This window comes from Nocardia sp. NPDC051750 (assembly GCF_044453135.1).
GTDB lineage: Bacteria > Actinomycetota > Actinomycetes > Mycobacteriales > Mycobacteriaceae > Nocardia.
The window spans coordinates 102565-129034 of the sequence record NZ_JBITCK010000003.1; the positions used below are offsets into that span (position 1 = coordinate 102565).

At 69.0% G+C, this 26470-nt stretch carries 21 protein-coding genes; 15 read left to right on the plus strand and 6 right to left on the minus strand.

Annotated features, from left to right (window positions below; genetic code table 11):
- Positions 1-7: 7 nt before the first annotated feature.
- Together ACIA75_RS14115 and ACIA75_RS14120 are read right to left on the minus strand one after the other, a co-directional pair.
- Complete coding sequence (locus ACIA75_RS14115; protein ID WP_397103713.1) at positions 8-934, minus strand: ABC transporter permease; 927 nt, start codon at positions 932-934, stop codon at positions 8-10.
- 73 nt (positions 935-1007) lie between these two features.
- A complete protein-coding gene (locus ACIA75_RS14120) occupies positions 1008-2516 on the minus strand; it encodes an ABC transporter substrate-binding protein (protein ID WP_397105291.1) in 1509 nt (502 codons plus the stop codon).
- On the opposite strand from ACIA75_RS14120, the gene ACIA75_RS14125 reads away from it, so the two are divergent.
- The 4 genes from ACIA75_RS14125 (at position 2443) to ACIA75_RS14140 (ending at position 5766) form a co-directional block, all read left to right on the plus strand.
- A complete protein-coding gene (locus ACIA75_RS14125; RefSeq protein ID WP_397105417.1) occupies positions 2443-2595 on the plus strand; it encodes a hypothetical protein in 153 nt (50 codons plus the stop codon). The two genes, ACIA75_RS14120 and ACIA75_RS14125, sit on opposite strands and share 74 nt — an antisense overlap.
- A gap of 294 nt (positions 2596-2889) precedes the next feature.
- A complete protein-coding gene (locus tag ACIA75_RS14130; RefSeq protein ID WP_397103715.1) occupies positions 2890-3771 on the plus strand; it encodes a LysR substrate-binding domain-containing protein in 882 nt (293 codons plus the stop codon).
- A 36-nt stretch (positions 3772-3807) separates the two neighbouring features.
- On the plus strand, positions 3808-4746 hold the full coding sequence (gene kdgD / locus ACIA75_RS14135; protein WP_397103717.1) for a 5-dehydro-4-deoxyglucarate dehydratase: 939 nt from the start codon (positions 3808-3810) through the stop codon (positions 4744-4746).
- A 237-nt stretch (positions 4747-4983) separates the two neighbouring features.
- A complete protein-coding gene (locus tag ACIA75_RS14140) occupies positions 4984-5766 on the plus strand; it encodes an SDR family NAD(P)-dependent oxidoreductase (protein WP_397103719.1) in 783 nt (260 codons plus the stop codon).
- Between the two features lie 4 nt (positions 5767-5770).
- On the opposite strand, the gene ACIA75_RS14145 is transcribed toward ACIA75_RS14140, so the two are convergent.
- The 4 genes from ACIA75_RS14145 to ACIA75_RS14160 form a co-directional block, all read right to left on the minus strand.
- The gene (locus tag ACIA75_RS14145) at positions 5771-5926 is read right to left on the minus strand and encodes a hypothetical protein (protein WP_397103721.1); all 156 of its coding nucleotides are present in this window, start codon (positions 5924-5926) and stop codon (positions 5771-5773) included.
- Entirely contained in the window at positions 5923-7356 is a 1434-nt protein-coding gene (locus ACIA75_RS14150) for an amidase (RefSeq protein ID WP_397103723.1), read from the minus strand. The genes ACIA75_RS14145 and ACIA75_RS14150 overlap by 4 nt, the downstream gene beginning before the upstream one ends.
- A 28-nt stretch (positions 7357-7384) precedes the next feature.
- Positions 7385-8224: a GntR family transcriptional regulator gene (locus ACIA75_RS14155; RefSeq protein WP_397103725.1), complete on the minus strand. Its 840-nt coding sequence runs from the start codon at positions 8222-8224 to the stop codon at positions 7385-7387.
- A gap of 289 nt (positions 8225-8513) precedes the next feature.
- Positions 8514-10847 (minus strand): molybdopterin-dependent oxidoreductase, encoded by a 2334-nt coding sequence (locus tag ACIA75_RS14160; protein WP_397103727.1) that lies wholly within the window; start codon positions 10845-10847, stop codon positions 8514-8516.
- 707 nt (positions 10848-11554) lie between these two features.
- Here ACIA75_RS14160 and ACIA75_RS14165 point away from each other — a divergent pair.
- The 11 genes from ACIA75_RS14165 to thrS all read left to right on the plus strand — a co-directional run bounded on the left by ACIA75_RS14165 (position 11555) and on the right by thrS (position 26462).
- A complete protein-coding gene (locus tag ACIA75_RS14165) occupies positions 11555-12139 on the plus strand; it encodes a biotin transporter BioY (protein WP_397103729.1) in 585 nt (194 codons plus the stop codon).
- Positions 12132-13253 carry a class I adenylate-forming enzyme family protein gene (locus ACIA75_RS14170; RefSeq protein WP_397103731.1) on the plus strand — a complete coding sequence of 374 codons (1122 nt, stop codon included), beginning with the start codon at positions 12132-12134 and terminating at the stop codon, positions 13251-13253. Before ACIA75_RS14165 ends, ACIA75_RS14170 begins: the two co-directional genes overlap by 8 nt.
- Entirely contained in the window at positions 13250-14377 is a 1128-nt protein-coding gene (locus ACIA75_RS14175) for a thiolase family protein (RefSeq protein WP_397103733.1), read from the plus strand. Before ACIA75_RS14170 ends, ACIA75_RS14175 begins: the two co-directional genes overlap by 4 nt.
- Positions 14374-15054, plus strand: coding sequence for an energy-coupling factor ABC transporter ATP-binding protein (locus ACIA75_RS14180; protein WP_397103735.1), 681 nt, complete (start codon positions 14374-14376; stop codon positions 15052-15054). Before ACIA75_RS14175 ends, ACIA75_RS14180 begins: the two co-directional genes overlap by 4 nt.
- Entirely contained in the window at positions 15051-15653 is a 603-nt protein-coding gene (locus ACIA75_RS14185) for an energy-coupling factor transporter transmembrane component T family protein (protein WP_397103737.1), read from the plus strand. The genes ACIA75_RS14180 and ACIA75_RS14185 overlap by 4 nt, the downstream gene beginning before the upstream one ends.
- A complete protein-coding gene (locus tag ACIA75_RS14190) occupies positions 15646-17016 on the plus strand; it encodes an AMP-binding protein (RefSeq protein WP_397103739.1) in 1371 nt (456 codons plus the stop codon). Before ACIA75_RS14185 ends, ACIA75_RS14190 begins: the two co-directional genes overlap by 8 nt.
- 454 nt (positions 17017-17470) lie before the next feature.
- Positions 17471-19774: a SulP family inorganic anion transporter gene (locus ACIA75_RS14195; protein ID WP_397103741.1), complete on the plus strand. Its 2304-nt coding sequence runs from the start codon at positions 17471-17473 to the stop codon at positions 19772-19774.
- 340 nt (positions 19775-20114) lie between these two features.
- On the plus strand, positions 20115-22424 hold the full coding sequence (locus ACIA75_RS14200; RefSeq protein WP_397103743.1) for a SulP family inorganic anion transporter: 2310 nt from the start codon (positions 20115-20117) through the stop codon (positions 22422-22424).
- Between the two features lie 414 nt (positions 22425-22838).
- Positions 22839-23204, plus strand: coding sequence for a TIGR02611 family protein (locus ACIA75_RS14205; RefSeq protein WP_397105293.1), 366 nt, complete (start codon positions 22839-22841; stop codon positions 23202-23204).
- Positions 23171-23926, plus strand: a complete 756-nt coding sequence (locus ACIA75_RS14210) for a (2Fe-2S)-binding protein (protein WP_397103745.1) — start codon at positions 23171-23173, stop codon at positions 23924-23926. The genes ACIA75_RS14205 and ACIA75_RS14210 overlap by 34 nt, the downstream gene beginning before the upstream one ends.
- Positions 23927-24389: 463 nt before the next feature.
- The gene (gene thrS, locus ACIA75_RS14215) at positions 24390-26462 is read left to right on the plus strand and encodes a threonine--tRNA ligase (protein ID WP_397103747.1); all 2073 of its coding nucleotides are present in this window, start codon (positions 24390-24392) and stop codon (positions 26460-26462) included.
- Positions 26463-26470: the final 8 nt, after the last annotated feature.

A 26470-nucleotide genomic window follows, 5' to 3' on the forward strand; every position in this document is an offset into this window, starting at 1 on the left:
CGGCCTCCTAGACCTTGACCTTCTCGCGGACGCGGGCGTCCAGGAGCGCGTGGCACGCGTCGACCGCGATATTGAGGACGAAGATGCTGATCGCGGTGAGCAGCACCGCCGCCTGCAGGACGGCGAAGTCGCGTTGCAGGATGGCGTCGATCATCAATTTGCCGATACCGGGCCAGCCGAAGATCACCTCCACCACCACCGCGCCGTTGATCAGTCCGACGGTGAGGTCGCCGGCGACCGTCAGCGCGGATCCGGAGGCATTGCGCAGGGCGTGGTGGGTGACTACCCGGAGATCACCGGCCCCCTTGCTCCGGGCCAGCCGCACATACGGGGCGGACAGGGCCGAGACCATCGCCCCGCGCACCACCTGGGTGAGGACACCGAGCGGCCGGATCAGGAGGGTCACGATCGGCAGGATCCAGGACAACCCGCTGCTGGTGCCGGAGGTCGGGAGTACGCCGAGCACCACGGCGAAGATCCAGACTCCGGTGATCGCGAACCAGAAATCCGGGATACTGGCCGCGGTCATGGACAGCAGGCTGGAGGCCCGGTCGGCGATCGAGTTCGGCCTATAGGCGGCCCAGCAGCCGATGACGATCGCGCCGATGACGGCGAGCAGCATCGTGACGAAGGCGAGTTGCAGGGTGGCGGGAAAGGCGCGTAGTGCCATCGCCGCGGCCGATTCGCCGGTGCGCAGGGATTCGCCGAAATCCAGGTGGACGACTCCGGCCAGGTAGTCGATCATCTGGTTCCACACCGGCTGATCCAGGCCGTTCTGTGCCGCGAACTCCGCGCGCTGGGCCGGCGTCGCCGATTCGGGTAGATAGAGATCGGTCGGGTTACCGGTGAGCCGAGCGAGCAGGAATACGCCGAACAGCACCACGAGCAGGGGTACCAGGCTGGTGAAAACGCGGCTGCGCAGGAATGCGAACACAGCTCACCGCCGGGGCGGGAATGGGCGGGCGGTCATGATGTCCTCCGTTGGACGGGTCGAGCGGTGGGGTGGATCAGTGGTCGGCGCCGGGGCCGGCGGGTATCAGCTCGGCGATGCGCAGCTCGTCGCCGGTTGCCGGGTTCGGGCGGTAGCGCACGCTCGGCGCGATCGCCAGCACGCCCTGCATATGCGCGATATAGGCCATCTGCCGGACGGCCGCCGGCTCGGCGGCGAACAGGGCCGCGAGGGCATCTTGGCGTGCGATGCCGCCGAGGCGGGTGGCCGCCGTGATCGCCGTATCGAGCTCGGCTGTGCCGGTGGTGCTCTGGTAGCCGTCGCTGCGCAGGTACTGGTCCACGGTGAACTGCGCGTCACCGGCCTGGTTGCCGTGCTGGATCAGCGCCAGGATCGGACCGGAGTTCTCCGGGTACGGGCGGGCCTGGAACTGCATCTGGCCGGCGGTGTCCATCATCTGGATCTTGACGTTGAGCCCGGCCTCGCTCAGCGCGTACTGGATGACCTCCGCGGTTTCGTCGACCTTGGGGAACATCCCGGTCCGCGCGATCAACCGGATCTGCTTCTCGACCGGGACGCCGTCGGCCTTCGCCTGCGCCACCAGATCCGCGGCACGATCCGGGTCGTACGGTGTGGGCGCCAGATCCGGGCCGAACCCGACCACACCCTTGGCCACCAGCTGCGCGGCCGGTTGGCCGAGCCCACGGAACAGTGCCTCGACGATGCCCGCGCGGTTGATCGCGTGGTCGATGGCGGCACGGACCCGGTAGTCGTTCAGCGGCGGTTCGGTGGCATGGATGCGGAGCGCGGTGGTCTCGTTGTTCTGATAGGCGATGCCGAGTTCGCCGGCACCGTCGTCGGGTCCGAGCGCGGTGGCCACCTCGGCCTCCCCGTTCGCCACCATCGCCACTCGCACGCTGCCTTCGGCACGCCACTGGTACACCGCGTGGGCATAGGCAGGCGCCGGGCCCCAGTACGAATCGTTGCGCACCAGGCCCAGCCGCTGGCCGTAGTCCCAGTAGTCGATCCGGTACGGCCCGGTGCCGATGGGTTCACGGACCATGTCGGTCCGCGAGGTGGTGCTCGGCACCATCTCCACGAACGAGATGCGCAACGGCAGGATCGGGTCGGGCCCGGGGGTCCGCACCGTGACGGTGCGGGGACCGGTGACGGTGACCCCGAGGGCGTCATCACCGAAGACGTAACCGTCCACATCGCAACCGATATCGCTGTTGACGGCGCGGTCGATCGACGCGGCCGCGTCTTCGGCGTCGAATGCCGATCCGTCACTGAAGGTGACGCCCTCGCGGATCGTGAAGCGCCATTCCGTCGGTCCGGTCTGCTTCCAGCTCTCGGCCAGCTTGGGTTCCAGCGCACCGGTGTTCGCGTCGCGTTCGACGAGCGGTTCGGTGATATTGGAGCGGACGACGAGCCCGGTATCGGTCAGCGAGGCGTCGCAGGGCTCGAGGGTCGGTGGTTCGTGCGGGAGCACGATGCGCACGGTGTCCGGCCGGGCCGCCACGCTGTGGCTCGAATTGGCGACCGAACATCCGGTCACCGTCGCCACGACGAGCGCCGCGACGACCGGGCACGCCGTTGTCCTGTTCAAGATCGTCGTCCTCCTGTCACCAGCAAGTGTGGTCTGAGTCACTTGCCTATCGGTGTGATACGGAGGTTAGGACCTCGAGGTGATACCCGTCGAACACCAATTCGGTATTGAGTGATACCCGAATGGCTACAGTAGCCGCGGTCATGCCAGCTGACGACACTTTTTGCCTTCAATTCCCTTTGAGTATCGGTCGATGCAAAGTCGATGTTGGACGGGTATCAGTAGGTCCGCTTACCTTCGGAGGCATCGATCCGGGGCCGACAGACGGCCGGCCGGTTCGCCGGAGAAATGCGTGACGCGAAAAGGGAGCGGCCCGTGCAAGCTTGCTGCCATGTTGTCTTTGGAACAGGTTCGCGGGTTCGTCGTCGTGGCCGAGGAGGGCAGTTTCCGGCGGGCCGCCGAACGGCTGCGGATGACGCAACCACCGCTGAGTCGCCAGATCCAGAAGCTCGAACGCGATATCGGCGTGGTGCTGTTCGACCGGACCCAGCGCCGGGTCGCGCTCACTCCGGCCGGCACCGCGTTCCTGGTGGAGGCGCGCCGGTTGCTCGCGCTGGCCGAGGCGGCGCCGAGTACCGCGCGGTTGGTCGCGACCGGTCGCACCGGGACACTGCGCATCGGATTCACCGCGGCTTCGGGTATCGCCTTCCTCGGCCGGTTCCTCAACCACATCGAGCGGGCGCTCCCCGATGTCGAGGTGGCGCTGAGCGAACAGGTCAGCGCGGGCCAGCTGGAGGACCTGCGCAGCGGCAAACTCGATCTCGCACTGGTCCGGCCGCCGATCGACGAATCGGAATTCGAGTCCCGGCTGGTGTTCGCCGAACCGCTGGCACTGGTCATCCCACAGGACCACCGGCTCGACATCGAAGGACCGGTGCCGGTCACCGCCTTGGCCGGCGAGCATCTGCTGGTCTTCGCGCCCGGACCGGCCCGGTACTTCGCCGATCTGCTGACCCGCGTGCTGGCCGACGTGCATTACACCTCGACCCATCAGCTCACCCAGGTGCCCACCATGCTCGCGCTGGTCATGGCGGGCCGCGGGCTGGCCATCGTGCCCGCGTCCACCGGGCGGCTGCGGCCGCACGGGCTCCGGTTCCGGCTGCTCGACGGAGTCGATGAGCAGGCACTGCTGTACGCGGTGTGGCGTCGTGAGCAGGCGAATCCGGCGCTGCGCCGGGTCGTCGAACTGCTTCCCACCCTGCCGCCCGGCTGATTTTTCGTTCCACCCGCTATCAGGAGGCATCCGTCCGTGTCACATTTCCCCGCAGCAGATCTCGGGCCCGCGCTCAGCCGGGGCCTGCTCTCCTTCCCGGTCACCTTCTTCGACGCGGACTATGCCTTCGACGAATCCGCCTATCGTGACCACATCGCCTGGCTGGCCCAGTACGACGTCGCCGGGCTGTTCGCCGCGGGTGGCACCGGCGAGGGATTCTCCCTGACCCCCGAGGAGATCGATCGGGTGGTGCGTACCGCGGTCTCGGAGACAGCGGGCCGGATTCCGGTGATCGCGCCCGCGACGGCGGGTACCGCGGCGGCGGTGGGGCAGGCCCGCGCGGCCGAAGCGGCGGGTGCGGACGGAATTCTGCTCATGCCGCCGTATCTTGTCGAAGCCTCGCCGGAGGGTCTCGTCGAACATGTGGCCGCGGTCTGCGCGGCGACATCGCTCGGGGTGATCTTCTACAGTCGAGCCAACGCGGTGTGTGACGACGTGACCGTCGCGCGGATGGCGCAGCGGTGCCCGAACCTGATCGGATTCAAGGACGGTGTCGGCAATATCGAGGCGATGACCCGGATCTACGCCCGGCTCGGCGATCGGCTCACCTATATCGGCGGGCTGCCGACAGCGGAAACGTTCGCCCTGCCCTACGCCGAAATGGGTGTGACGACGTACTCGTCGGCGATCTTCAACTTCGCCCCGGAGTTCGCCCTCGACTTCTACGCTGCCGTGCGCGCCCGCGATCGGGCGTCGGTCTACGCACACTTGCGGAACTTCGTCATCCCGTACCTCGATATCCGCGACCGCCGGCCCGGCTATGCGGTCTCGATCGTGAAAGCGGGCCTGACCGCGGCCGGGCGTCCGTCGAGCTCGGTGCGGCCCCCGCTGACCGATCTCACCGCGGAGGAACTCGCGGAACTGTCCGCACTCGTCGAGTCCACAGTGCTGGTCGAAGCGAAAACCGGCGCCTGAATCGGCACGGGCCTTTCCGGGCGCCGCTGCCCGGACGGCAGCGCCGTCCCCGGGCCGGTCGTGTCGGCGGCGTTCGCTGGGTGCGTTGCGGTACCCACATTCGGTCCCGGAAGCCGCGCGGTCAGTGATACGTTCGATTGGCGAATCGTGTTCTCCATATAGAGAAGAGTGTTCTTTCGACCTCGTCCCGAGACGAGCCCGGTTCGTCGTACCGGCTCGACGCGGAGGGAACCCGATATGGCAGAACAGGATCGCCGGCAGAACGCACCGGAACGGGGGCGGAGCGGCACGACCGCTGTCGTCACCGGCGGCGGCCGGGGCTTCGGCAAGGCTTTCGGTGTCGCGCTCGCCGCGGAAGGGGCCGCTGTCGTGCTCGTCGATATCGACGGCTCGGCCGCCGAGGAGGCGGCGGCCGAGATCCGGCAGTCGGGAGGCTCCGCCCGCGGTTTCGCCGGCGATGTCACCGACGAGACGGCCATGGCGGCGATCATGGCCGAGGCCGGGGAGATCCACGGCGGGATCGATGTGCTGATCAACAATGCCGGTCTGCACAGCGACGAGTACAGCAGGCCCATCCGGGACATGGGCCTGGCGAAAGTCCGGCGCCTCCTCGACGTCAATATCGTCGGGGTGATCGCCTGCACCCTCGCGGCGCATCCGCATATGGCGGGCCGGGCCGGGTCCATCGTCAATATTGCTTCTGCCGCAGCACATCTGGGCGGCACCGCCTACGGCACCTCGAAACTCGCCGTGGCCGGACTGACCATCACGTTCGCCCGGGAACTCGGTGCCGACGGGATCCGCGTCAACGCGATTTCGCCGGGCCTGATCCTGACCGACACCATCCGCGCCGAACTGCCGGAGGCGGCGAAGGAGCGGGTGAAGGCCATGCAATACATCGACGCGGACGGTGCCGAGGCCGATATCGTCGAGGCGATGCTGTACCTGACCTCGGACCGCGCGCGGTTCGTCACCGGTGAAACCCTCCGGGTGACCGGGGGGATGGCCGCCGGCGTGTGAATTCTCAGCCGATCGTGAAGCCGCCGCTGGGGTCGGTGTAGCGGGCCTCGTCGAATCCGTGCAGCACGGCTGCCATGTCACCGACCAGGCGGTACATGGCGTCGACCGCGGTGTTCTCGGCGGAGTCGGCGGACCAGGTGTCGGGGGTCTCGATACTCATCGGGTTTCTCCTCGGTGGGCAGCGGGGCGCTGGATATGGTGATCGGTACGGCGCTGGAAGGCGTCCCCGGCCCGCAGGACCGCGGCCTCGGCGAAGGGGCGGCCGGCGATGGACATCGACAAGGGGGTGCCTTCGCTGGAGAGTCCGATCGGCACCGCGAGTGCCGGGTTGCCGAGCGGGTTCCAGTACGGCGTGTGCAACGAGGGCAGAACACCCAGCGGGTCGAGTGGGTCCATGGTGTCCAGTGCGGGTGCGCCCCGGTGGCCGGTAGGCGTGACGATCAGGTCCACCGCTGCGAGCAGCTCCGCCATCCGCTGCTGGGCTATGCGCCGGACACGCTGCGCCTGGACGTAATCAGGGCCGCTGACACCGGCCCCGCCGGCGAGGATGATCCGGGTCGCCTGGCCGTAATCGGACCATCGGGTGCGCAGGGACTGCTGGTGGTAGGCGTGTGCTTCGGCGAGCATGACGACGATATCGATGGCCGTCAGCTCGGGGTACATCGGCACCTCGACCGGCACCACCGTTGCACCGGCGGCACGCAGTGCGTCCACCGCCGCGGTGAACAGCGCGGGCTGGGCGGGGTCGATACCGCCACTCGCGTAGCGGTCCAGATCGTCCACCCCGATGGTGATGCCGTGCAGATCGCCGGTCAGCGCGCCGAGATAGTCGTCGATGGGCGTGCGCGAACTGTAGGGGTCGGAGTCGTCGAATCCCGCGATCGCGGCGAGAACGGCGGCGCAGTCGGCCGCACTGCGGGCCATCGGCCCGATATGGTCGAGGGTGTAGCCGAGCGGCACCACGCCGGATTTCGGGACCCGGCCGAAGGTCGGTTTGAGGCCGGTGATGCCGTTGAACGCCGCTGGAATGCGAATACTGCCCGCGGTATCGGTGCCGATCGCGGCACAGAACATTCCGGCGGCGACCCCGCTGCCCGACCCCGAACTGGACCCGCCGGCCCACCGGCGGGTGTCCCAGGCGTTGCGTGGCACCGGGAAGGGTTTACCCGGATCGGGCGCACCGATGGCGAATTCCATGGTGGTGGTCTTGCCGGTGACGATCGCGCCTGCCCGTTCCAGCCGGCGCACCACGACACAGTCGCCGGACGCCGCGCCCCAGGCCGGGTCCAGCACCAGGCTCTGCGCTGTGGTGGGGCCCTGGGAATGCGCCAGAATATCCTTGATTCCCACCGGGATTCCCGCGAGCGGTCCCAGCGGCTGCCCGGCCGCGATCTGCTCGTCCGCGCGGGCGGCCGCCCGCCGGGCGTGGTCGTCGAACCGGGTCAGGTACACGCCGATCTCGCTGTCGGCCGCGTCCGCCGCGGCGATGGCCTGTTCGACGAGTTCGGTGGCGCTCGTTTCTCCGGTGCGCAGTGCGGTGGCGGCGTCGGTGAGTGTCGGCAGCGCGGGTGGTCGGATTGTCGTGGTCATGGTCGTCCTATTCTCGGTTCGGCGGAGATCACTGTCGGAGGGACAGCGCGCCGGTCGCATCGATACGGGGTATTCCGCCGATCTGCAGGTGGAGTTCGGCGCGGCAGGTGCCGAGCGCGTAGTCGATCGCGCAGCCCGCCGGGTCGCGAATCGTCTGTTCGACCAGCAGAACGGGTTCACCGGGCAGGATGTGCAGCAGCGCCGCCGCGCAGTCGTCGGCGCGTCCCGCCTGCACGCCCACATCGCAACCGGTGAGGTCGACCCCACTCGAATACAGCAGGGTGTAGAAGTCGTCGCGGAAGGTGGTCTGGTCGAGACCGCTTGCCTCGGGCGCTCGGAGATAGTTGGTGAAGACGGCGAGCGGGCGGTCGTCGAGCAGGAGCACGTACTCGATACAGAGGCAGTCCGCACCTGCCTCCACCTCGCCGAGACGGCTCGCGATCACCGGCGGCGCGGGGATCCATGCCCAGTGCAGCAGTCGCGGCGCGATCCGGCCGAGCCCGAGATGTTCCTCCAGTGACCGGCCGGCCGGTGGCGGTGCCCCCGCGATGACGTACTCGTCCCGGATCGGGACCGTCCCGAGGCCGCGCCTGCGTTCGATCAGTCCGTCCCGTCGCAAGAGGTCGAGTGCCGCACGGACGGTGTCCCGGGAGGCCCGGTGCCGGGACATCAGATCGGATTCGCTGGGTAGCCGCCCGGTGCCGAATGCGCCGGACCGCAGTTCCGCGCGAAGTAGGTCGCGTAGGCGGCGGGTCGTCAGATGTCCCGAGGTGGGCAGCAGCCGCCGGACCTGTCCCTCGAACACCGGCCGGTCACGCGCCCGATCCTGCGGGCCGAGCCGTTCGTTGTGTTCCGCGATGTGGTGCATGCCGGTAGCGTGCGACCGGGCCGGGTTACGCGGCAAGGCTCCGAGGTAAACGTCCGGTTACTTCCCGCCGGCGACCTTTTCACGGCATCTGACCTGGCTTTTTCGGTTTCTGACGGTCGTTCGGGGCAGGTGACCGGTCCACGACGCCCGCGGGTTCCGCGTGGTGTGCGCAGTTACGCGGCCGGGAGAGCCGACCGGGAGGCGCCGCGCCGCGGCCGGGGACGTGCCGCCGAACGATGGTGCCGATCGACGTGAACAGCCGGTCGGCCGTGGAGTGCCGCCACCATGATCAGCGCTTCCGGACGGCGTCCACCGTGGGCGGGGGTATGCGGACCCGGAGGGGTGGAAGGTCGCCGTCGTAGCGTTCCGCTTCGACCAGGCAGCTGTTGGCGGACGGGCCCTGGGTCAGCGAACTGGTGCCGATATCGTTGGTGACCGTATTCGGATTGCCGTGGACATCCAGCGATTCGGGGTCGGCGGGGTCCAGCGGGTCGTACCAGGCGCCGGTCGCCATGTGCACGACACCGGGCCGCAGCGCATCGGATATCCGCAGTCCGGCCAGGAAGGCGCCGCGGTCGTTGAAAACGCGCACGATATCGCCGTCGCACAGGCCGCGGGCGGCGGCGTCGGCCGGGTTCATCCGCAGCGGTTCGCGGCCGCGGATCTTCGACTCCCGGCTGGTGGCACCGTAATCGAGCTGACTGTGCAGCCGGGTGGCGGGTTGATGTGAGAGCAGATGCAGTGGAAAGCGTTGTGCCAGTGGGCTACCGAGCCATTCGCGTGGTGGATACCAGGCCGGGTGGCCGGCGCAATCGCGGTAGCCGAATCCGGCGATGGTGGGAGAGAAGAGCTCGATTCGGCCCGAGGGGGTGTGGAGCCGGTGACGGTCCGGGTCGTCACGGAACAGTTCGAGGACGTGGCGGCTCTCGGCGAGCAGCGGCCGGAGATCGAGCGGGGCGCCGGCCCGGAAATCCGCGTAGCCGGGCAGGTGGATGCCGGCGGCCGCGGCATTGTCGACCGTGGTGCCCCACAGCCGTTCCACCCATTGCCGTGCGGTCCGGCCTTCGGTGAATCGCTGCGCGAAACCGAGCCGCTCGGCGAGACCGGCGAAGATCGCGTAATCGTCGCGCGCCCGGCCGTACGGTTCGAGGACCTGATTCATGGGTGTCAGCCAGTGGTCCGATCGTCCGCCCGCGAAATCCTCGCGCTCCGCGGAGGCGGTGGTGGGCAGGACGATATCGGCCATCCGGGCGGTTGCCGTCCAGCTGATCTCGTTGACGATGACCGTGCGCGGTCGCGACCAGGCGCGCCGCAGCCGGTTGAGGTCCTGATGGTGGTGGAACGGATTGCCCCCGGCCCAATAGATCAGGTCGATCTCCGGATAGGTGAGGACGCGCCCGTTGTAGTCGACGGTGCCGCCGGGCCGTTCCAGCATTTCGGTGAGCCGGGCCACCGGAACGATATCGGTCACCGGGTTGCCCGGTTGCGGGAACGCGCCGATCTCGAAAGGCAGGTAGCGGCGCTGCATATCGTTGGTCATGCCCACACCGGTGCCCATGAGGACACCGCCACCCGGCAGGCCGATGTAGCCGAGCGCGGCCGCGAGCGCCCAGGCGGTCCAGTAACTCTGCTCGCCGTGTTCGGCGCGCTGCAAGGCGAAGGGCAGACCGATCAGGCAGCGTTCGCGGGCCATCAGCCGGGCGAGGTCGCGGATCTCGGTGGCCGGGACCTCGGACAGGCCGGCGGCCCATTCCGGCGTTTTCGGTACACCGTCGCCGCGGCCGGTGACGTACTCGGCCAACTGGTCGAAACCGGTGCAATAGCGGTCGAGAAACGCGCGGTCGTGCAGTCCTTCGGTGACGAGGGTGTGGAGCATCGCGAGCATGATCGGGACATCGCTGTGCGGGCGGCAGGGCACCCAGCGGGCGCCGAGAGCCGGATCGCAATCGTCGCGGACAGGACCGATATGGACGATATCGACGCCGGCATCGCGGAGCGCGCCGAGCCGGCCGGTGGTCGGATGTGCCCCGACACCACCGGGATTGACCTGGGTGTTGCGCTGCGGGGCACCGCCGAAGAACACCACGCGGGCGCAGTGCCGGGCGATCTCCGCGGTGGTGGGGGACTGTTTCGCCGCAACGTAGGCGTTCATGCCGAGCACGTGCGGAACGAGTACCTCGGCCGCGGCGAACGAATAGGTGTCCACCGAGGCGGTGTAGCCGCCGAACATCTGCAGAAAGCGGTGGATCTGTCTCTGTGCGTGATGGAAGCGGCCCGCGCCCGCCCAGCCGTACGACCCGCCGTAGATCGCGCGGTTCCCGCCCTTCTCCCGGACCGCGCGCAGGGCGCCGGCGGCGATATCGAGCGCTTCGTCCCACTCGACCTCGACGAACGGCTGTTGCCCACGCAGCGCGGGGTCGGCGGCGGCACCGTGGCGGTAGTAGTCGAGCCGGATTGCCGGGCGGGCGATCCGGTGGTCCGGATCCTGGAGCGCGGTCAGCGAGCGGCCGATCGGGGAGGGCTGGGGATCGTCGCCGTGGGGTGTCACCGACAGTGTTCCGTCGGCGGCGGTGTCGAGGAAATAGTTCCCCCAATGAGTGGCGGTCGATCGGGCCCGTGTCATCGTCAGTCCTTTCCGGCACGGCGCAGCGCCGGTCGGCTATCCCTCGGCGGGGGCCGAGTCGCGTTCCGCGGTCACCACCTGCCGTGCCCCGGCGCATATGGGTCCGGGCACGGCAGGATGTTTCCCTCAACCAGTGTGCACACCCTGGATTCGTAGCGGTCGGCCCGGCGCACCGGTGCGAGGCGGCAGTGCGGTTCTGTGGGCCTCCGCCGCCGCACACGGCCCGCCGCTGGTGCGGCCGCAAGGGCCCCGAGGAAGCCGGCACGCCGGCCGAACCCTGGCGACCGACCACCGAGAACTTCCTCGACCCGGCGCCGGTGTCCCGTCCACCTCCACGACCCGGCCCGAATCGGTCGTGGTGATCGGCCGGGCTCGGCTGCCGATGTTGCGCTTGCACAGGCAGCACGGTGTGCTCGCCCCAGCGGGCAATTGCCGGCTCGGCCGTACAGCGGAGATGAACCGGCGCCTGCATCGGATCACCACTCCGGCGGCGTAGGTAACCGACCTCGCCGGAATCGGGGCGCGGTACGCGGCCAGGGCTCGAAGTCGAGAGGGTTTGTGTCCGGCGGCCGAGCCGCGGAGAGGCAGGCCGGCGTGGGGTGGGGCGCGGCCGGGCCCCGGCCACCGGGTGGGGGGCGCGACGTCGCCCCGCGCGCGGATTGCTATCTTGAACGACGTTCAAGCTGGGTGTTGCGAAGGATGGCGTCATGAACGGTGTCGAGGACTCGCGGGCGCCGAAGACTCGCATCACGGCGCGGGATATGGCGCAGATCGCGGTGTTCGCCGCGCTCATCGCGGCCCTTGGGTTGCCGGGGGCGATCACCGTCGGGTTCAGTGGGGTGCCGATCACCGTGCAGACCCTGGGGGTAATCCTCGCCCCGGCGGTGCTGGGGGCGCGTAAGGGTACGGCCGCTGTCGCGGTGTTCATCGCCCTGACCGTCATCGGCCTGCCGCTGCTGTCGGGGGGACGTACGGGGCTGACGGCGCTGGCCGGGCCGAGCGCGGGCTACCTGATCGGGTGGATACCGGCCGCTCTGTTCATCGGCCTGCTCACGGCGCGGATCGTGCCCAAGTACCCGTTGGTGCCGGCGCTGCTGATCAACGCGGTCGGCGGAATGGTGATCATCTATCTGTTCGGCACCCTCGGATTGCTGCTGCGCACCGACTTCGGACTGCGCGCCGCGATCGGGGCCAACGGTGCATTTCTGGCGGGTGACCTGCTGAAAGTTGTTGTCGCCACGGTCGTCGCCAAGGGTGTGCACCGGGCGTATCCGGGGCTGCTCGGTGGGTAGCCCGGTACCCGGCGGCACGGACACCGCGCCCGCGCTCGACCTGGACGGGACGACCCTGACCTACCGGGAGCTGGATCGTGCCGTCGACCGCTGGATCGAGCGGTACGAACCGGATGCCCGCGGGTACGACGCGTCCAGCCTGCCCGTCGGTGAGGCCCTGGTCTGTGTCTGCGCCGCCGCACGCCGCGGGGTCCCGGTCGCGGTCGAGGATCCGGCCGCACGCCCACGCCGATCCGAATGGCCGTCCGCGGCATTCCTGCTGGTCGCCACGTCGGGCTCCACCGGGCACCCGCGGCCGTTGGCCCGTACTGCGGCCTCCTGGTACGACAGCTTCCCGGTCTTCACCGAGATCACCGGCGTGACGGCGTGCGACCGGGTGCTGCTCACCGGCCCGTTGCACGCGACCATGCATCTGTTCGCGGCATTGCACGCCCTGTGGCTCGGGGCGTGCGTCACCGACGATCCGGCACAGGCCACCGTTGTGCACGCGGTTCCCTCGGTGCTGCGGGAGGTGGTCACGCGGGCACCACGGCTGCGGACCGCGATCGTGGCCGGTATCGCCGCCGACCCGGGAGCGTTGGCTGCGGCCCGCCACCTCCGGGTCATCGAGTACTACGGCTCCGCCGAAGTCTCGCTCGTCGCGACCCGGGAGGTACCCGCACCGCTGCGCGTGCTGCCCGCGGTCCAGGTGCGGATCCGCGACGGGCTGCTGCATGTGCGCTCCCCGTACACCGTGCTCGGTGCGCCGGACTGGTTCTGTGTGGGCGATCTGGCCGAACTCGGCGACGCCGGGGAACTGCGGGTGCACGGCCGTGGTGAAGCGGTGATCAATGTCGGGGGCACCACGGTCGTCGCCGAGGAGGTCGAGCGGGTGCTGGGTGGTATCGACGGGGTCGTGGCGGCGGTCGTGATCGGCAGTCCGCATGCGGTCTTCGGCGAAATTGTCACGGCGGCAGTGCAATTGAACGGCACCGAAATCGAGGAGGTCCGGCGGCGGGCGCGCGGGCTGCTCACCAAGGAAGCGATGCCGCGCCGCTGGGTGCCGGTCCCGGACATGCCCACCACGGCCGCCGGGAAGATCGCCCGCGGCCGGTTGAAAGACTTGCTGCTGTGAATCCCGACGCCCTTCTCGTCGCCGCCCGGCGCACCCCCATCGGCACGGCCGGTCACGGGTTCGCCGAGTGCACCGTCACCGATCTGGCAGCGCCGGTCCTCGGCGCCGTGGCCGGCACGCTGCGCGAGGCGGGTATCGACGCCCCGATCGACGATGTCGTCCTCGGCAACTGCCTGGGTCCCGGTGGTGACCCGGCCCGGGTCGCGGCGCTGCAGGCGGGGCTCGGCACCCAGGTGCCCGGGGTCACCGTGGACCGGCAGTGCGGTTCGGGGCTGGACGCGGTGATCCAGGCGGCGTTACGGGTCCGCAGCGGTGCGGACGAGCTGATCCTGGCCGGTGGCGCCGAATCGGCCAGTACCGCGCCGTGGCGGTTCTGGCCGCCGGTCGCGGGCGCCGACCCGGTGCGCTACACCCGGGCACCGTTCGCCCCGGCCGGTTTCGCGGACCCCGATATGGGCGTCGCCGCCGACAATCTGGCCCGGATTCGGGGCATCTCGCGGGAACGTCAGGACGAGTACGCGGCGCGGTCGCATACGCTGGCCGCCGCCGCGGATTTCGCTGCCGAGATCGTGCCGGTGGCCGGGGTGCACCGCGACGAACGGATCCGCAACGGGATGACCACCGCGCGCCTGGCCCGGCTCCGGCCGAGTTTCGGCCCCGACGGCACCGCCACCGCCGGGAACTCCTGCGGTATCTCCGACGGCGCGGCCGTCGTGGCCGTGACGACCCCGCAGCGCGCGGCCGGGCTCCCGGCGCTGCGCATCGCGGCCACCGCCGTCGCCGCCGGTGATCCGGCGCTGCCCGGCCTGGGCCCGGTACCGGCGATCCGCGCGGTCCTGCGCCGGGCCGGTCGCACGGTGTCCGATGTGGGCGTCGTGGAGATCACCGAGGCCTTCGCGTCGGTGGTGCTGGCGGTCTCGGACGACCTGGGCCTGGACGAATCGCTGATCTGCCCGGACGGCGGCGCGATAGCCATGGGACACCCGTGGGGCGCATCGGGGGCGGTCCTGCTGGTGCGGCTGGCGAGCCGGATGCTGCGCCGGGACGGCCCTCAGTTCGGCCTCGCCGCCTGCGCCATCGGCGGCGGCCAAGGAGTCGCGATGCTGCTGGAGCGCACGCTATGAGTGAGATCGTCTTCGAATCCGTGAGCCATTCGTTCGGTGAACGCCGGGTGTTGCGGGGTATCGACCTGCGGCTCGAGGAACGCCGGGTCGGGATCGTCGGTGCCAACGGGTCGGGTAAATCGACGCTGGCCCGCATGATCAACGGTCTGCTGACTCCCACCGCCGGCACGGTCACCGTCGACGGAGTCGACACCTCGCGTAAAGGCGCGACGGTGCGGCGCAAGGTCGGCTTCGTCTTCACCGACCCCGATACCCAGATCGTCATGCCGACGGTTGCCGAGGATCTGGCCTTCTCGCTGCGCCGCAGCGGCCTGGCCAAGGCGGAGGTCGGTGCGCGGGTGGCCGAAATGCTGGACCGGTTCGGGCTCGCCGGACATGCCGAACATCCGTCCCATCTGCTGTCCGGCGGGCAGAAGCAACTGCTCGCCCTCGGCGCGGTATTGATCCGCCGGCCCGAGGTGATCGTCGCCGATGAACCCACCACCCTGCTGGATCTGCGCAATGCCCGGATCATCGCGGACGCGCTCGACGCCGTCGATCAGCAGGTGATCGTGGTGACGCATCAGCTGTCGCTGCTGTCCGGGTTCGACCGGGTGATCGTCATCGACGACGGCGTGGTGGCGTTCGACGGCAGCCCGGCCGCCGCGCTACCGGCTTACCGGGAGCTGATCGAGTGATCGGCCTGTACCGCCCGGGGTATTCGCCCGTGCACCGCACACCGGCGGGGATCAAGCTGGTGTTGCTGCTCGTAACTATCACGGCGGCAACGGTATTCGTGCGGACCCCGCTGCAGCTCGGCGCGGTCGCGGCCGGCGCGGCGGGACTGTTCGTGCTGGCCCGGATCCCGTGGCGCGTCGCCCTGGACCAGTTGCGCCCGATGGTATGGATGCTGGCGATCATCGCACTCTTCCAGGTGCTCACCACCTCGCCCGAACGGGCGGTCGTGGTGTGTGGATTGCTGCTGCTGTCGGTGGCGCTGGCGGCGCTGGTCACGTTGACCACGCGGGTCACCGACATGCTCGACGCGGTCACCCGGGCGCTGGGTCCGCTGCGCCGGATCGGTGTGGACCCGGACCGGATCGGGTTGATGCTGGCCCTGGCCATCCGGTGTGTGCCGCTGCTGGCGACCGTCGTGCGCGAGGTCGCCGAGGCGCGCCGGGCGCGGGGCCTGCAGTGGTCGGTGACCGCGCTGGTCACGCCGGTGCTGGTGCGATCCCTGCGGACCGCCGATGCGATGGGTGATGCGCTCGCGGCGCGCGGGGTCGACGATGACTGAGCTGCTGACCGACCGGATCTCGCGGCAGGTGCGGAGCCGGCCCGCAGCGCCGGCTGTGCGTACCGCCGGTGAATCCGTCGGCTATCCCGAATTCTGGGCGCGGGTCACCCGGGTCGCCGCGGGTCTGGCCGGTCTGCGGCGGGTGGCGGTGCTGCCGGCCTCGGATATCGACTCACTGGTCACTGTCGCCGCGGCGATGCACGCGGGTGTCTCGGTGGTGCTGTTGCACCGGCATCTGCTGCCGGACCAGCTCCGGCGGGTACTGGAGGTGGCGGACCCAGGCGCGGTGGTGGCCGCCGCGCCGCAGCATCGCCGGTTACGGCGGATGGGGTTCGCCGGGGTGATCCATACGGCGGCCGAGCTGACGTCGGACGGGGTGGCCCACGGGGCCCGGCCCGACGCCGAACTGCTGGCCGGCATCACCTCGGGGACGACCGGTGAGCCGAAGGTCTTCGTGCGCGACCAGGCATCCTGGGCCGCCACCCTGGACCGCTCCGATCGGACATTCGATATCGGACCCGGCGACACGGTCGCGGTGCCCGGGGTGCTCGACCATACGCATTTCCTCTACGGCGCCCTGCACGCGCTCACCCGCGGCGCCACCGTCGATCTGCGGCCCGCAGCGGATGCGCTCGCCGACGGCGCGACCCACCTGTATTCGGTACCGACCCTTGCCTGGGATGTCGTGCGCGCCGCGCGGGGCACCCACGAGAGTGTGCGTGAGGTGCTCTCCTCGGCGGCGCGGTGGCCCGCCAACGGGCGGGCCGCCCTGCGTGACGTGCTGCCGAATGCCGCGCTCACCCATTTCTACGGTGCGTCCGAACTCAGCTTCGTCTCCTTCGATCGCGGCCTCGGCGCCGCCGACGACTACGCGGCGGGTGAACTGTTCGACGGGGTCGAGGTGGACATCCGCGCCGGTCGGGTCTTCGTGCGCAGCGATATGGTCTTCCGTGGCTACCTCACCCGAACCGCCGTGGTGGACGGACCGGTCGGCGGATGGGTGTCGGTGGGTGATCGGGGAGCCCTGGACGGCAGGCGGTTGCGGCTGTTCGGCCGGACGGGCGAGATGCTGATCCGCGGGGGTCTGAATGTGGAGCCGGCGGCGGTGGAAGCCGCCCTCACCGCGATCCCCGGCATCACCGAGGCGGCCTGTGTCGGGGTAGCGGACGAACGGTGGGGCCAGGTGCCGGTGGCCGTCATCGTCGTCGGTGGGCGGGCGCCGGATATCGAGGAGATCCGCCGCAGGTTGCGCGCGACACTCCCGGCCCCGAGTGTGCCCGCGCGGATTCAGATGCTGGACGCGCTGCCGCGGACGCCGCGCGGCAAACTGGATCGTCCGGCGCTGCTCGCCGCGATCAGCTGAACCCGCCCCGGCGACTCGCCGCGACACGTTGCGGTTCGGTAGCGATTGTCATTTTCGTCTCGGTACACCTATTGCCAAGTTTGGGTAGTTCTTTACTATAAGAGGAGTTGACGAACAACGTGCCGCACCGTCGGGGCACGGGTGGCCACCGGGTTCCGGCCATCCGTTCGGTGCTGCCGGTCGGCTTTTAATCTCTTGCCCCACAATCTGTTTCGCCTGTTGTCCGGGTTCGGTATCGATCGGACACCGTGGTTCCGTGTGTTATCACCAGAAGTGGAGGTGCCCTCTCTGGCTTTGACGAGACTTTAACTTCGCGTTTTCTAGGCTTTAAGAAGCGGCCGTTGCGGTGCCGAGTAGCTCCGTCACCGCGAGATGCCGGTTCGCGGTCTGTGCCCGACTGGACATGTTGATCGTCAACCGACCTCGGCCCGCGCCGAGTCGGCGAAGGAGAACAATGGCAACCACCAGCCCGAATTCCCCTGCGTCACAGCTCGGATCGGACTCGTCTGCGACAGGGGCCGGATCCCGATTCCCTGCCGTGGACCTGGCCTCGATCCTGCGCCACGATGTGCCGGCCTCGATCGTGGTCTTCCTTGTCGCGCTGCCGCTTTCGATCGGTATCGCGATCGCTTCCGGCGCACCGGTGGCTGCCGGCCTCATTGCCGCCGTCGTCGGCGGCATCGTCGGCGGTGTGCTCGGCGGCTCTGCCCTGCAGGTGAGCGGGCCCGCGGCCGGGCTCACCGTGGTGGTCGCCGAATCAATTCATCAATTCGGATGGCGCATAACGTGTTTCATCGTCGCGGCGGCCGGTGTCCTGCAGATCCTGTTCGGCTTGAGCCGGATCGCCCGCGCCGCGCTCGCGGTGGCGCCGGTGGTGGTACACGCCATGCTCGCGGGTATCGGGATCACCATCGCGCTCCAGCAGGTTCATATTCTGCTCGGTGGTGAATCCAGCAGCGCCGCCTGGGAGAACATCACCGGACTGGCCGGCCGGCTCGGCTCCGTCAGCGGTCCCGCGGCGTTCCTCGGGGTGCTCGTCATCGTCATCATGCTGGGCTGGAATCATCTCCCCGAGCGCGTCCGGGTGGTGCCCGGTGCCCTGGTGGCCATCGTGGTGGCGACGGGGCTTTCGGTGATGGTGCCGATGGACGTGAAGCGGGTCGCGCTGGACGGTTCGCTGTTCGACGCAATCATGTTGCCCCAACTGCCGCACGGTGATTGGGCCGCCGTGGTCATGATGGTGCTCACCGTCGCGCTCATCACCAGTGTGCAGAGTCTGCTGTCGGCAGTCGCGATCGACAAAATGCACACCGGGCCGCGGACGGACTTCGATCGCGAGATGATCGGTCTGGGGTCGGCGAATGTCCTGTCCGGCCTGATCGGCGGTCTGCCCGTCGCCGGTGTCATCGTGCGCAGCTCCACCAATGTGGCCGCGGGTGCCCGCAGCCGGGCTTCGACGATCCTGCACGGAGTCTGGGTGCTGGTGTTCTCGGTGGCTCTGGTGTCGCTGGTGCAGCAGATCCCCCTCGCCGCACTGGCCGGCCTGTTGATCGTCATCGGAGTGCAGCTGGTCAAGATGGCGCATATCCGGCTGGCGCACCGGACCGGCGATCTGCTCGTCTACGTCGTCACCCTGGCGGCGGTGGTGTTCCTGAACCTGCTCGAAGGGGTTCTGATCGGTTTGGCACTGGCCTTTGCGTTGCTGGTCTGGCGGGTCGTGCGGGTCGTGGTGACGGCGGAACGGATCGGCGGAACCGACCGCTGGCTCATCCGGATCGACGGTTCCTGTACGTTCCTCTCCCTGCCGAAACTGTCCACCACCTTCGCGAAGGTCCCGCCGGGCGCGACGGTGACGGTGGACCTCACCGTGGACTTCCTCGACCACGCGGCCTACGACGCCATCACCGATTGGGCTCGGCAGCACGAGAGCAACGGTGGCACAGTCGATTTCGTGGAGGTCGGCGCCTCCCGGATGGCGAAGGCGCCGGATGCTCCGCCCGCGCGGAGTATGGGCCGGGTTTCGCTCGACGATGTTCTCGGGCCGTGGCGGGTCGCCCGCGCGGGTGCGGAGTCCGGGACGGGTGACAACGGCGATCCACTGGTCACCGGTATCGCCGCCTACCATCGCAGCCATGCGCATCTGGTGCGGTCGCATCTCGACGAGCTGCGGCACCGGCAGGATCCCGATTCCTTCTTCTTGACCTGCTCGGACTCGCGGATCGTGCCCAATGTGATCACCAGCAGTGGCCCGGGTGATCTGTTCACCGTCCGCAATGTCGGCAATCTGGTTCCCGAGCAGGGTGACGCCTCGGTGGAGGCGGCACTGGTCTTCGCGCTCGAGAAACTGAATGTGCGTTCGGTGGTGGTCTGTGGCCATTCGTCCTGCGGGGCGATGGGTGCCCTGTACTCGGGTGAATCCGCCGGTCCCGGCATCGACCGGTGGCTCGAATACGGGCAGCCGAGTCTGGCGCGGTACCGGGCGGGGCATGCGGTGGGTGCCGCGGCGGAGGCGGCCGGGTTCGGTCCGGTGGAGCAGTTGAGCATGGTGAACATCGCGGTGCAGTTGGAGAATCTGGGCCGGCATCCGTCGGTTCGCCGGGCGGTCGAGGAACGCGGCCTCACGGTCTCGGGTCTGTTCTTCGATATCGCCAGCGCTCGGCTGATCGAGGTGGGTCCTGAGGGAATTTCTCCGCTCGAGGACTCGGACGAATTGCTGGCGCAATTGCATCGGGAACCGGCGTCGGCGGTGATGCCATGAGTGGGTACAGGCGTGACAGCACCCCGGCCGTTACGTGGCGGGCGCGGATCCGCTCGGAGGCCGGTGGTCGGCCCGTAATCTCTTGCTCCACACTCTGTTTCGCGGGTGAAGCGGGTCGGAAACGACCGGACGATGTGGTTGCCCACGTTATCACCAGCGATGGGGCGCCTCTCTCAGGCTTTGATAAGTCTTTACCCTTACTATGGCCAAGGTTTAGAACTCGGCCCGTTGCCGTGCCGAGTACCGACTTCACCGCGATATGCCGGTTCGCGGTCAGTGCCCACATGGACATATTGATCGTCGACCGACCTCGGCTCTGCCGAGTCGGCGAAGGAGAACGATGGCAACACAGAGTACGAATTCCCCCCTGTCAGCTACTGGTTCGGACCCGGCGGGGCGCAAGCCTGCCGGGTCCGGAACCCGAACCACCCCGACCTGGCTGACCTCGATCCTGCGTCACGACGTACCGGCCTCGATCGTGGTCTTCCTTGTCGCGCTACCGCTTTCGCTCGGTATCGCGATCGCTTCCGGCGCGCCTGTTGCCGCCGGACTCATTGCCGCTGTGATCGGCGGTATCGTCGCCGGCGCGCTCGGCGGGTCCGTCCTACAGGTGAGCGGCCCGGCCGCGGGCCTCACCGTGATCGTTGCCGAATCGATCAGCCAATTCGGCTGGCGGGTCACCGGATTCATCGTCGTCGCGGCCGGTGTCCTGCAGATTCTGTTCGGGTTGAGCCGGATCGCCCGGGCAGCCCTGGCGGTGGCGCCGGTGGTGGTCCATGCCATGCTCGCCGGAATCGGCGTCACCATCGCCCTGCAACAGCTGCATGTCCTGCTGGGTGGCGAATCCAACAGCACCGCATGGTCCAACATCACCGAACTGCCTGCGCAACTGATCTCGTTGCACGGGCCCGCCGCCTTGCTCGGTCTGATCGTCATCGCGATCATGCTCGGCTGGAAGTACCTCCCCGAGCGTGTCCGGGTCGTCCCCGGTGCCCTGGCAGCGATCGTGGTGGCCACCGGAGTGTCGCTGGTGCTCTCGCTCGACGTGAAGCGGGTCGCGCTGGACGGTTCGCTGTTCGATGCGATCGGGCTGCCCGAACTGCCCCGCAGCGACTGGGCCGCGGTCGTGGTGATGATCCTGACCTTCGCCCTGATCGCCAGTGTCGAGAGTCTGCTGTCGGCCGTCGCGATCGACAAGATGCACAGTGGGCCGCGCGCCGACTTCGATCGCGAGATGATCGGCCAGGGCTCGGCGAACGTGCTGTCGGGCCTGCTCGGCGGCCTGCCGGTCACCGGTGTCATCGTGCGCAGCTCCACCAATGTCGCCGCGGGTGCGCGCAGCCGCGCCTCGGCCGTCCTGCACGGTGTCTGGCTGCTGGTCTTCTCGGTGGCCCTGGTTTCGCTGGTGGAGCAGATTCCGCTGGCGGCGCTGGCGGGTCTGCTGATCGTCATCGGCGTGCAACTGGTGAAACTGGCGCATATCCGGCTCGCGCACCGCACCGGCGATCTGCTCGTCTACGCGGTGACCCTGGCCGCGGTGGTGTTCCTGAACCTGCTGGAAGGCGTGCTCATCGGGCTGGCGCTGGCCTTCGCGCTGCTGATCTGGCGCGTGGTGCGGGTCGCGGTCACCGCCGAACCGCTCGGTGGCACAGATCGCTGGCTCGTCCGGATCGACGGATCGTGCACCTTCCTGTCGCTGCCGAAACTCTCGTCCACCTTCGCGAAGGTTCCGCACGGCACCGCGGTAACGGTGGAGATGACGGTCGACTTCCTCGATCACGCCGCCTACGACGCCATCACCGATTGGGCCCGGCAGCACGAGAGTAACGGCGGCACTGTCGATTTCGTCGAAATCGGTGAGGCGCGGATGGCCCGGGCCGAGGCGGCGCCGCCGTCGCGCAGTCTGGGCCGGGTGGTGCTCGACGATGTCCTCGGGCCCTGGCAGGTCGACCGCGACGGCGCGGCGAACGGGTCGAAGGACAACGAGGATCCACTGACCAGTGGTATCGCGGCCTACCACCGCGGCCATGCGCACCTGATGCGGCCGCATCTGGACGAACTGCGCGACGGTCAGGACCCCGATTCGTTCTTCCTCACCTGCTCGGATTCGCGGATCGTGCCCAATGTGATCACCAACAGCGGACCGGGCGATCTGTTCACCGTCCGCAATGTGGGCAACCTGGTGCCCGAACACGGTGACGCCTCGGTCGAAGCGGCGCTGGTCTTCGCGCTCGAAAAACTGAGTGTCCGCTCGGTGGTGGTCTGCGGTCACTCCTCCTGCGGGGCGATGGGCGCTCTGCACTCGGGTGAGGGCGCGGGCCCGGGTATCGACCGGTGGCTCGAATACGGGCAGCCGAGCCTCGAGCGCTACCGCGCCGGGCATGCGGTGGGCCGGGCCGCCGCGGCCGCCGGATTCGGTCCGGTGGAACAGCTGAGCATGGTGAACATCGCGGTCCAGCTGGAGAATCTGCGCCGGCATCCCTCGGTGCAGCGGGCGGTCGAGGAACGCGGGCTCACGGTCTCCGGTCTGTTCTTCGATATCGGCAGCGCACAGCTCATCCAGGTGGGTGTGGACGGAATCGCTCCCATCGAAGGCAACGCCGGTGTGCTCGCTCGGCTGCACAAAGAAACGGCAGCCGCGGCCAGTTGATTTGCCAGGGCAGTGGGATCGCGGGATCGGGCCGTTTCACTGTGGCCCACCCCGGGCCTTCGACCGGCCGATGAAGACCTGAGGTGGGCCGCCCACCCGCGAGCGCTGTGTTTCGGCGCGCTGGGCCCGGCCCCCTCGGTCTCCGGCCGGACTCGGCGCTGCCGCTGGGCAGGGTCGGGTGCGGGCGGGCCTGCGGTGGGTCTCGTGGCCGTGGCTGGGTGTACGGCAGTGGGTTCTCGGGGGCGGCGGGCCTCGTAGGCTGGGTTGGTGGAGAAAAGTTCCGATGCTGTCGTGGATCCGGTCGCCGGGAGTAGTGGCGCCGGGCCGGATACGGGTGCCGACTCCGGCGCCCGTGCGGGGGACGACGCGGCGACACGGCACGGTCCGGCGTTCTGGCGCGCCTTCCGTGGCCGGATCGCCGGGCGGCCTACCCTCGAGCTCGTCTATCGGGTCGGGGTGGCGGTGGTGGGCACCGTCGTGCTGGTGGTCGGGATCATCACGATCCCGTTCCCCGGTCCCGGATGGGCGCTCGTCTTCGCCGGAATAGGCATCCTCGCCACCGAATTCGCGGCGGCGCGGCGTGCGCTGGTCTGGTTGCGGGACAAGTACCGGCGCGGGATGGCCTGGTACATCTCCCGCGGACCGCTGATGCAGGTGCTGGCATTCCTGGCGACCTGCGCGGTGGTCGTGGCGACGCTGTGGGTGCTCGGAACGTTCGGATTGGTCGGCGACTGGATCGGAGTCGAATGGCAGTGGTTGCACAGTCCGCTGATGTCGTGACCTCGGCGCGGGGTCCGATGCTGACGGACGAGGCGTGGCTGGCCGCCCGGATCGCGGAGCTCAACGCGTCCTGGCGGACGGATTCGCTGCGGGTGGGCGCCACGCTCTGGTGGTGTATGACGGCCTCGGCGCTGGTCGAGCAGGTGGTCCGGGCAGTGGTCCGCGGGACGCCGATCCCGCCGCCCACGCTGGACCGGCTGGATCTGTCGCTACGCCCGGACGGCTCGGTCGAGAAGGTCCGCATTCTCGATGCCGATGCCGATGCCGATGCCGGCGACTACCCCGGTGCGGGGAAGGTACGGGCCGATGATCCCCGGTCCGGGACCCGTGAAACGGCAGCGTCGAACCGGGCTCGAGACGCGGTACCACCGGAGTCGCGTGATATCCCGGAGGCGCTGCGCGCGACCCTGGCCACCGTGATCGGCCGGATAACCGCGGTCTCCGGCGTGCGGGAGCCGGCGCTGTGGGCGGTTGTGACCGATGTGATCGCCAGCTGGGCGGTCGACGCGGGGGTGCCGCAGGCCGGGCAGCGGCTGGCCGCGGAGATCGGAGACAGGGTCCCCGCGCCCCGGTTCGTTGAGGTTTCGGGTCGCACATTCGTGCGGCGCGCCTCCTGCTGCCTCGTCTATGAGGCACCGGGATGCGAAAAGTGTGTCAGCTGCCCCAAGCGGGCCCCCGCCGAGCGCGCGGCGCTGCTCGCCGGCTACGCCCGGCGGGCGTGAGACCCAGGCTCGGCCCGAGCACCGTTCGTCCTCGGGCCGAGCGGCGCTCGGGCGCGGTCGCGCGAGGCACCAGGTATCGTCCGCGAGATACTTCGTCCACGCGGGCCCGCAACTTGTATCCGGCGCGAAGGCCGGCACCCGGGCAGGTGTCTGCGATCTATCGTGCGGTTCGTGCCACGCGAGGGCATCGTTCGAGTGGTCCGGTGCGCGGCTCGAGCCGGAACGGCGTGAGGGCTCCAGCGTCACCACCGCTACTCCGGGATCGGCCCGCGCCGCCGCCCGGCCGGTCCATCGACACGCGGCCGGGTGTGTCCCGATAGCATGGTCGCGGCCGGGCTCTGCCCGGTGACCGACCAATGGATCGAGCTGTCACCACACCGGAGTGCGCCGGTGGGAGACAGGCCGTCCGAAGCCCGAGCGAGCCGGAGCGTATCCGGCCGCGGAAACCGAGGAGAGCGCCACCGTGACCACCACAGCCCCCCGCAGCCCAGCCACCCCCGTCCGGGTGCCTGCCGGGACTACGGCGGGCGCCGCGGTACGGGAGGCGGGCCTGCCGACCAAGGGCCCGGAGACCGTCGTCGTCGTCCGGGACGCCGCGGGCGATCTGAAGGACCTCTCCTGGACTCCCGATCTCGATACCGAGGTCGTCCCGGTCGCCGCGAACACCGCGGACGGCCGCAGCGTGATCCGGCATTCGGCCGCCCATGTGCTCGCCCAGGCCGTTCAGCAGGAGTTCCCGGAAGCGGTGCTGGGGATCGGCCCGCCGATCAAGGACGGCTTCTACTACGACTTCCGGGTCGACCGCCCGTTCACCCCCGAGGATCTGGCCAAGCTGGAGACCCGGATGAAGAAGATCGTCAAGGGTGCGCAGCGGTTCGCGCGCCGGGTGGTCGAGGTGGACCAGGCGCGGATCGAACTGGCCAAGGAGCCGTTCAAGCTCGAGCTGATCGGGGACAAATCCGGGATCGACGATCCGGAGATCATGGAGGTCGGCGGTCACGAGCTGACCATCTACGACAATCTCGACCCACGCACCGGCGAACGGGTGTGGGGCGATCTGTGCCGGGGTCCGCATATTCCCACCACCAAGTTCATCCCCGCCTTCAAACTGACCCGCAGTTCCGCCGCGTATTGGCGCGGTGACCAGAACCGCGAGGGTCTGCAGCGGATCTACGGCACCGCCTGGGAGTCGGCCGAGGCGCAGGACGAGTACCTGAACCTGCTGGCCGAGGCGGAGAAGCGGGACCACCGCAAACTCGGCCTCGAGCTGGATCTGTTCTCGTTCCCGGACGAGCTTGGGTCGGGACTGCCGGTGTTCCATCCCAAGGGCGGCATCATCCGCAAGGAGATGGAGGACTACTCGCGGCAGCAGCATGTGGAGGCGGGCTACGAGTTCGTTACCACCCCGCATATCACCAAGGCGCATCTGTTCGAGACCTCCAAGCATCTGGAGTGGTACGCCGACGGTATGTACCCGCCCATGCACCTGGACGCCGAACTCAACGAGGACGGCACCGTGCGCAAGCCCGGGCAGGACTACTACCTGAAACCGATGAACTGCCCGATGCACAACCTGATCTACCGGTCGCGCGGCCGGTCGTATCGGGAACTGCCGCTGCGCCTGTTCGAATTCGGTTCGGTGTACCGGTACGAGAAGTCCGGTGTGGTGCACGGCCTGACCCGCGCCCGCGGTTTCACCCAGGACGACGCGCATATCTACTGCAGCCAGGAGCAGGTCGTCGAGGAGCTGACCGGCACCCTGCGGTTCGTGCTCGACCTGCTGAAGGCCTACGGCCTGGAAGATTTTTACCTGGAACTGTCGACCAAGGACCCGGAGAAGTACGTCGGCTCCGACGACCTGTGGGACGAAGCGACCGAGACCCTGCGTCAGGTGGGGGAGGCCTCCGGCCTGGAACTCGTGCCGGATCCGGGCGGTGCCGCGTTCTACGGTCCGAAGATCTCCGTGCAGACCCGGGACGCGCTCGGCCGGAACTGGCAGATGTCGACCATTCAGCTGGACTTCTTCGAACCGGGCCTGTTCGACCTGGAGTACACCGCCTCCGACGGCACCAAGAAACAGCCGGTGATGATCCACCGGGCGCTGTTCGGGTCGATCGAACGCTTCTTCGGGGTGCTCACCGAGCATTACGCGGGCGCGTTCCCGGCCTGGCTGGCGCCCATGCAGGTGGTGGGGATCCCGGTCGCCGAAACCTTCGTCGAGCACCTCGACGGTGTGATATCCCAGCTGCGGGCGGCCGGTGTCCGCGCCGAGGTGGACCGCAGCGACGACCGGATGCAGAAGAAGATCTTCAACCAGACCGCGCAGAAGGTGCCGTTCATGCTGCTGGCCGGTGCGCGGGATGTGGAAGCGGGCGCGGTGAGTTTCCGCTTCCGTGACGGAACCCAGGTCAACGGGGTCCCGGTGGCCGAGGCGGTACAGCTGGTCGTGGACTGGGTTCGCCGCCGGGAGAACACCTCGCCCACCGCGGAATCGGTGCGGCCCCTGGTGGACGGCGCGGGCGGTGCGCCGGAGTGATGCCGGGT

Bases quoted from the DNA above. Each gene is read 5' to 3' on its own strand.
- ACIA75_RS14125 (WP_397105417.1), top strand. From the start codon at position 2,443: ATGCGCACGGTGTCCGGCCGGGCCGCCACGCTGTGGCTCGAATTGGCG.
- ACIA75_RS14130 (WP_397103715.1), top strand. From the start codon at position 2,890: ATGTTGTCTTTGGAACAGGTTCGCGGGTTCGTCGTCGTGGCCGAGGAG.
- ACIA75_RS14140 (WP_397103719.1), top strand. From the start codon at position 4,984: ATGGCAGAACAGGATCGCCGGCAGAACGCACCGGAACGGGGGCGGAGC.
- ACIA75_RS14145 (WP_397103721.1), bottom strand. From the start codon at position 5,926: ATGAGTATCGAGACCCCCGACACCTGGTCCGCCGACTCCGCCGAGAAC.
- ACIA75_RS14150 (WP_397103723.1), bottom strand. From the start codon at position 7,356: ATGACCACGACAATCCGACCACCCGCGCTGCCGACACTCACCGACGCC.
- ACIA75_RS14155 (WP_397103725.1), bottom strand. From the start codon at position 8,224: ATGCACCACATCGCGGAACACAACGAACGGCTCGGCCCGCAGGATCGG.
- ACIA75_RS14160 (WP_397103727.1), bottom strand. From the start codon at position 10,847: ATGACACGGGCCCGATCGACCGCCACTCATTGGGGGAACTATTTCCTC.
- ACIA75_RS14165 (WP_397103729.1), top strand. From the start codon at position 11,555: ATGAACGGTGTCGAGGACTCGCGGGCGCCGAAGACTCGCATCACGGCG.
- ACIA75_RS14180 (WP_397103735.1), top strand. From the start codon at position 14,374: ATGAGTGAGATCGTCTTCGAATCCGTGAGCCATTCGTTCGGTGAACGC.
- ACIA75_RS14190 (WP_397103739.1), top strand. From the start codon at position 15,646: ATGACTGAGCTGCTGACCGACCGGATCTCGCGGCAGGTGCGGAGCCGG.
- ACIA75_RS14195 (WP_397103741.1), top strand. From the start codon at position 17,471: ATGGCAACCACCAGCCCGAATTCCCCTGCGTCACAGCTCGGATCGGAC.
- ACIA75_RS14200 (WP_397103743.1), top strand. From the start codon at position 20,115: ATGGCAACACAGAGTACGAATTCCCCCCTGTCAGCTACTGGTTCGGAC.
- ACIA75_RS14210 (WP_397103745.1), top strand. From the start codon at position 23,171: ATGGCAGTGGTTGCACAGTCCGCTGATGTCGTGACCTCGGCGCGGGGT.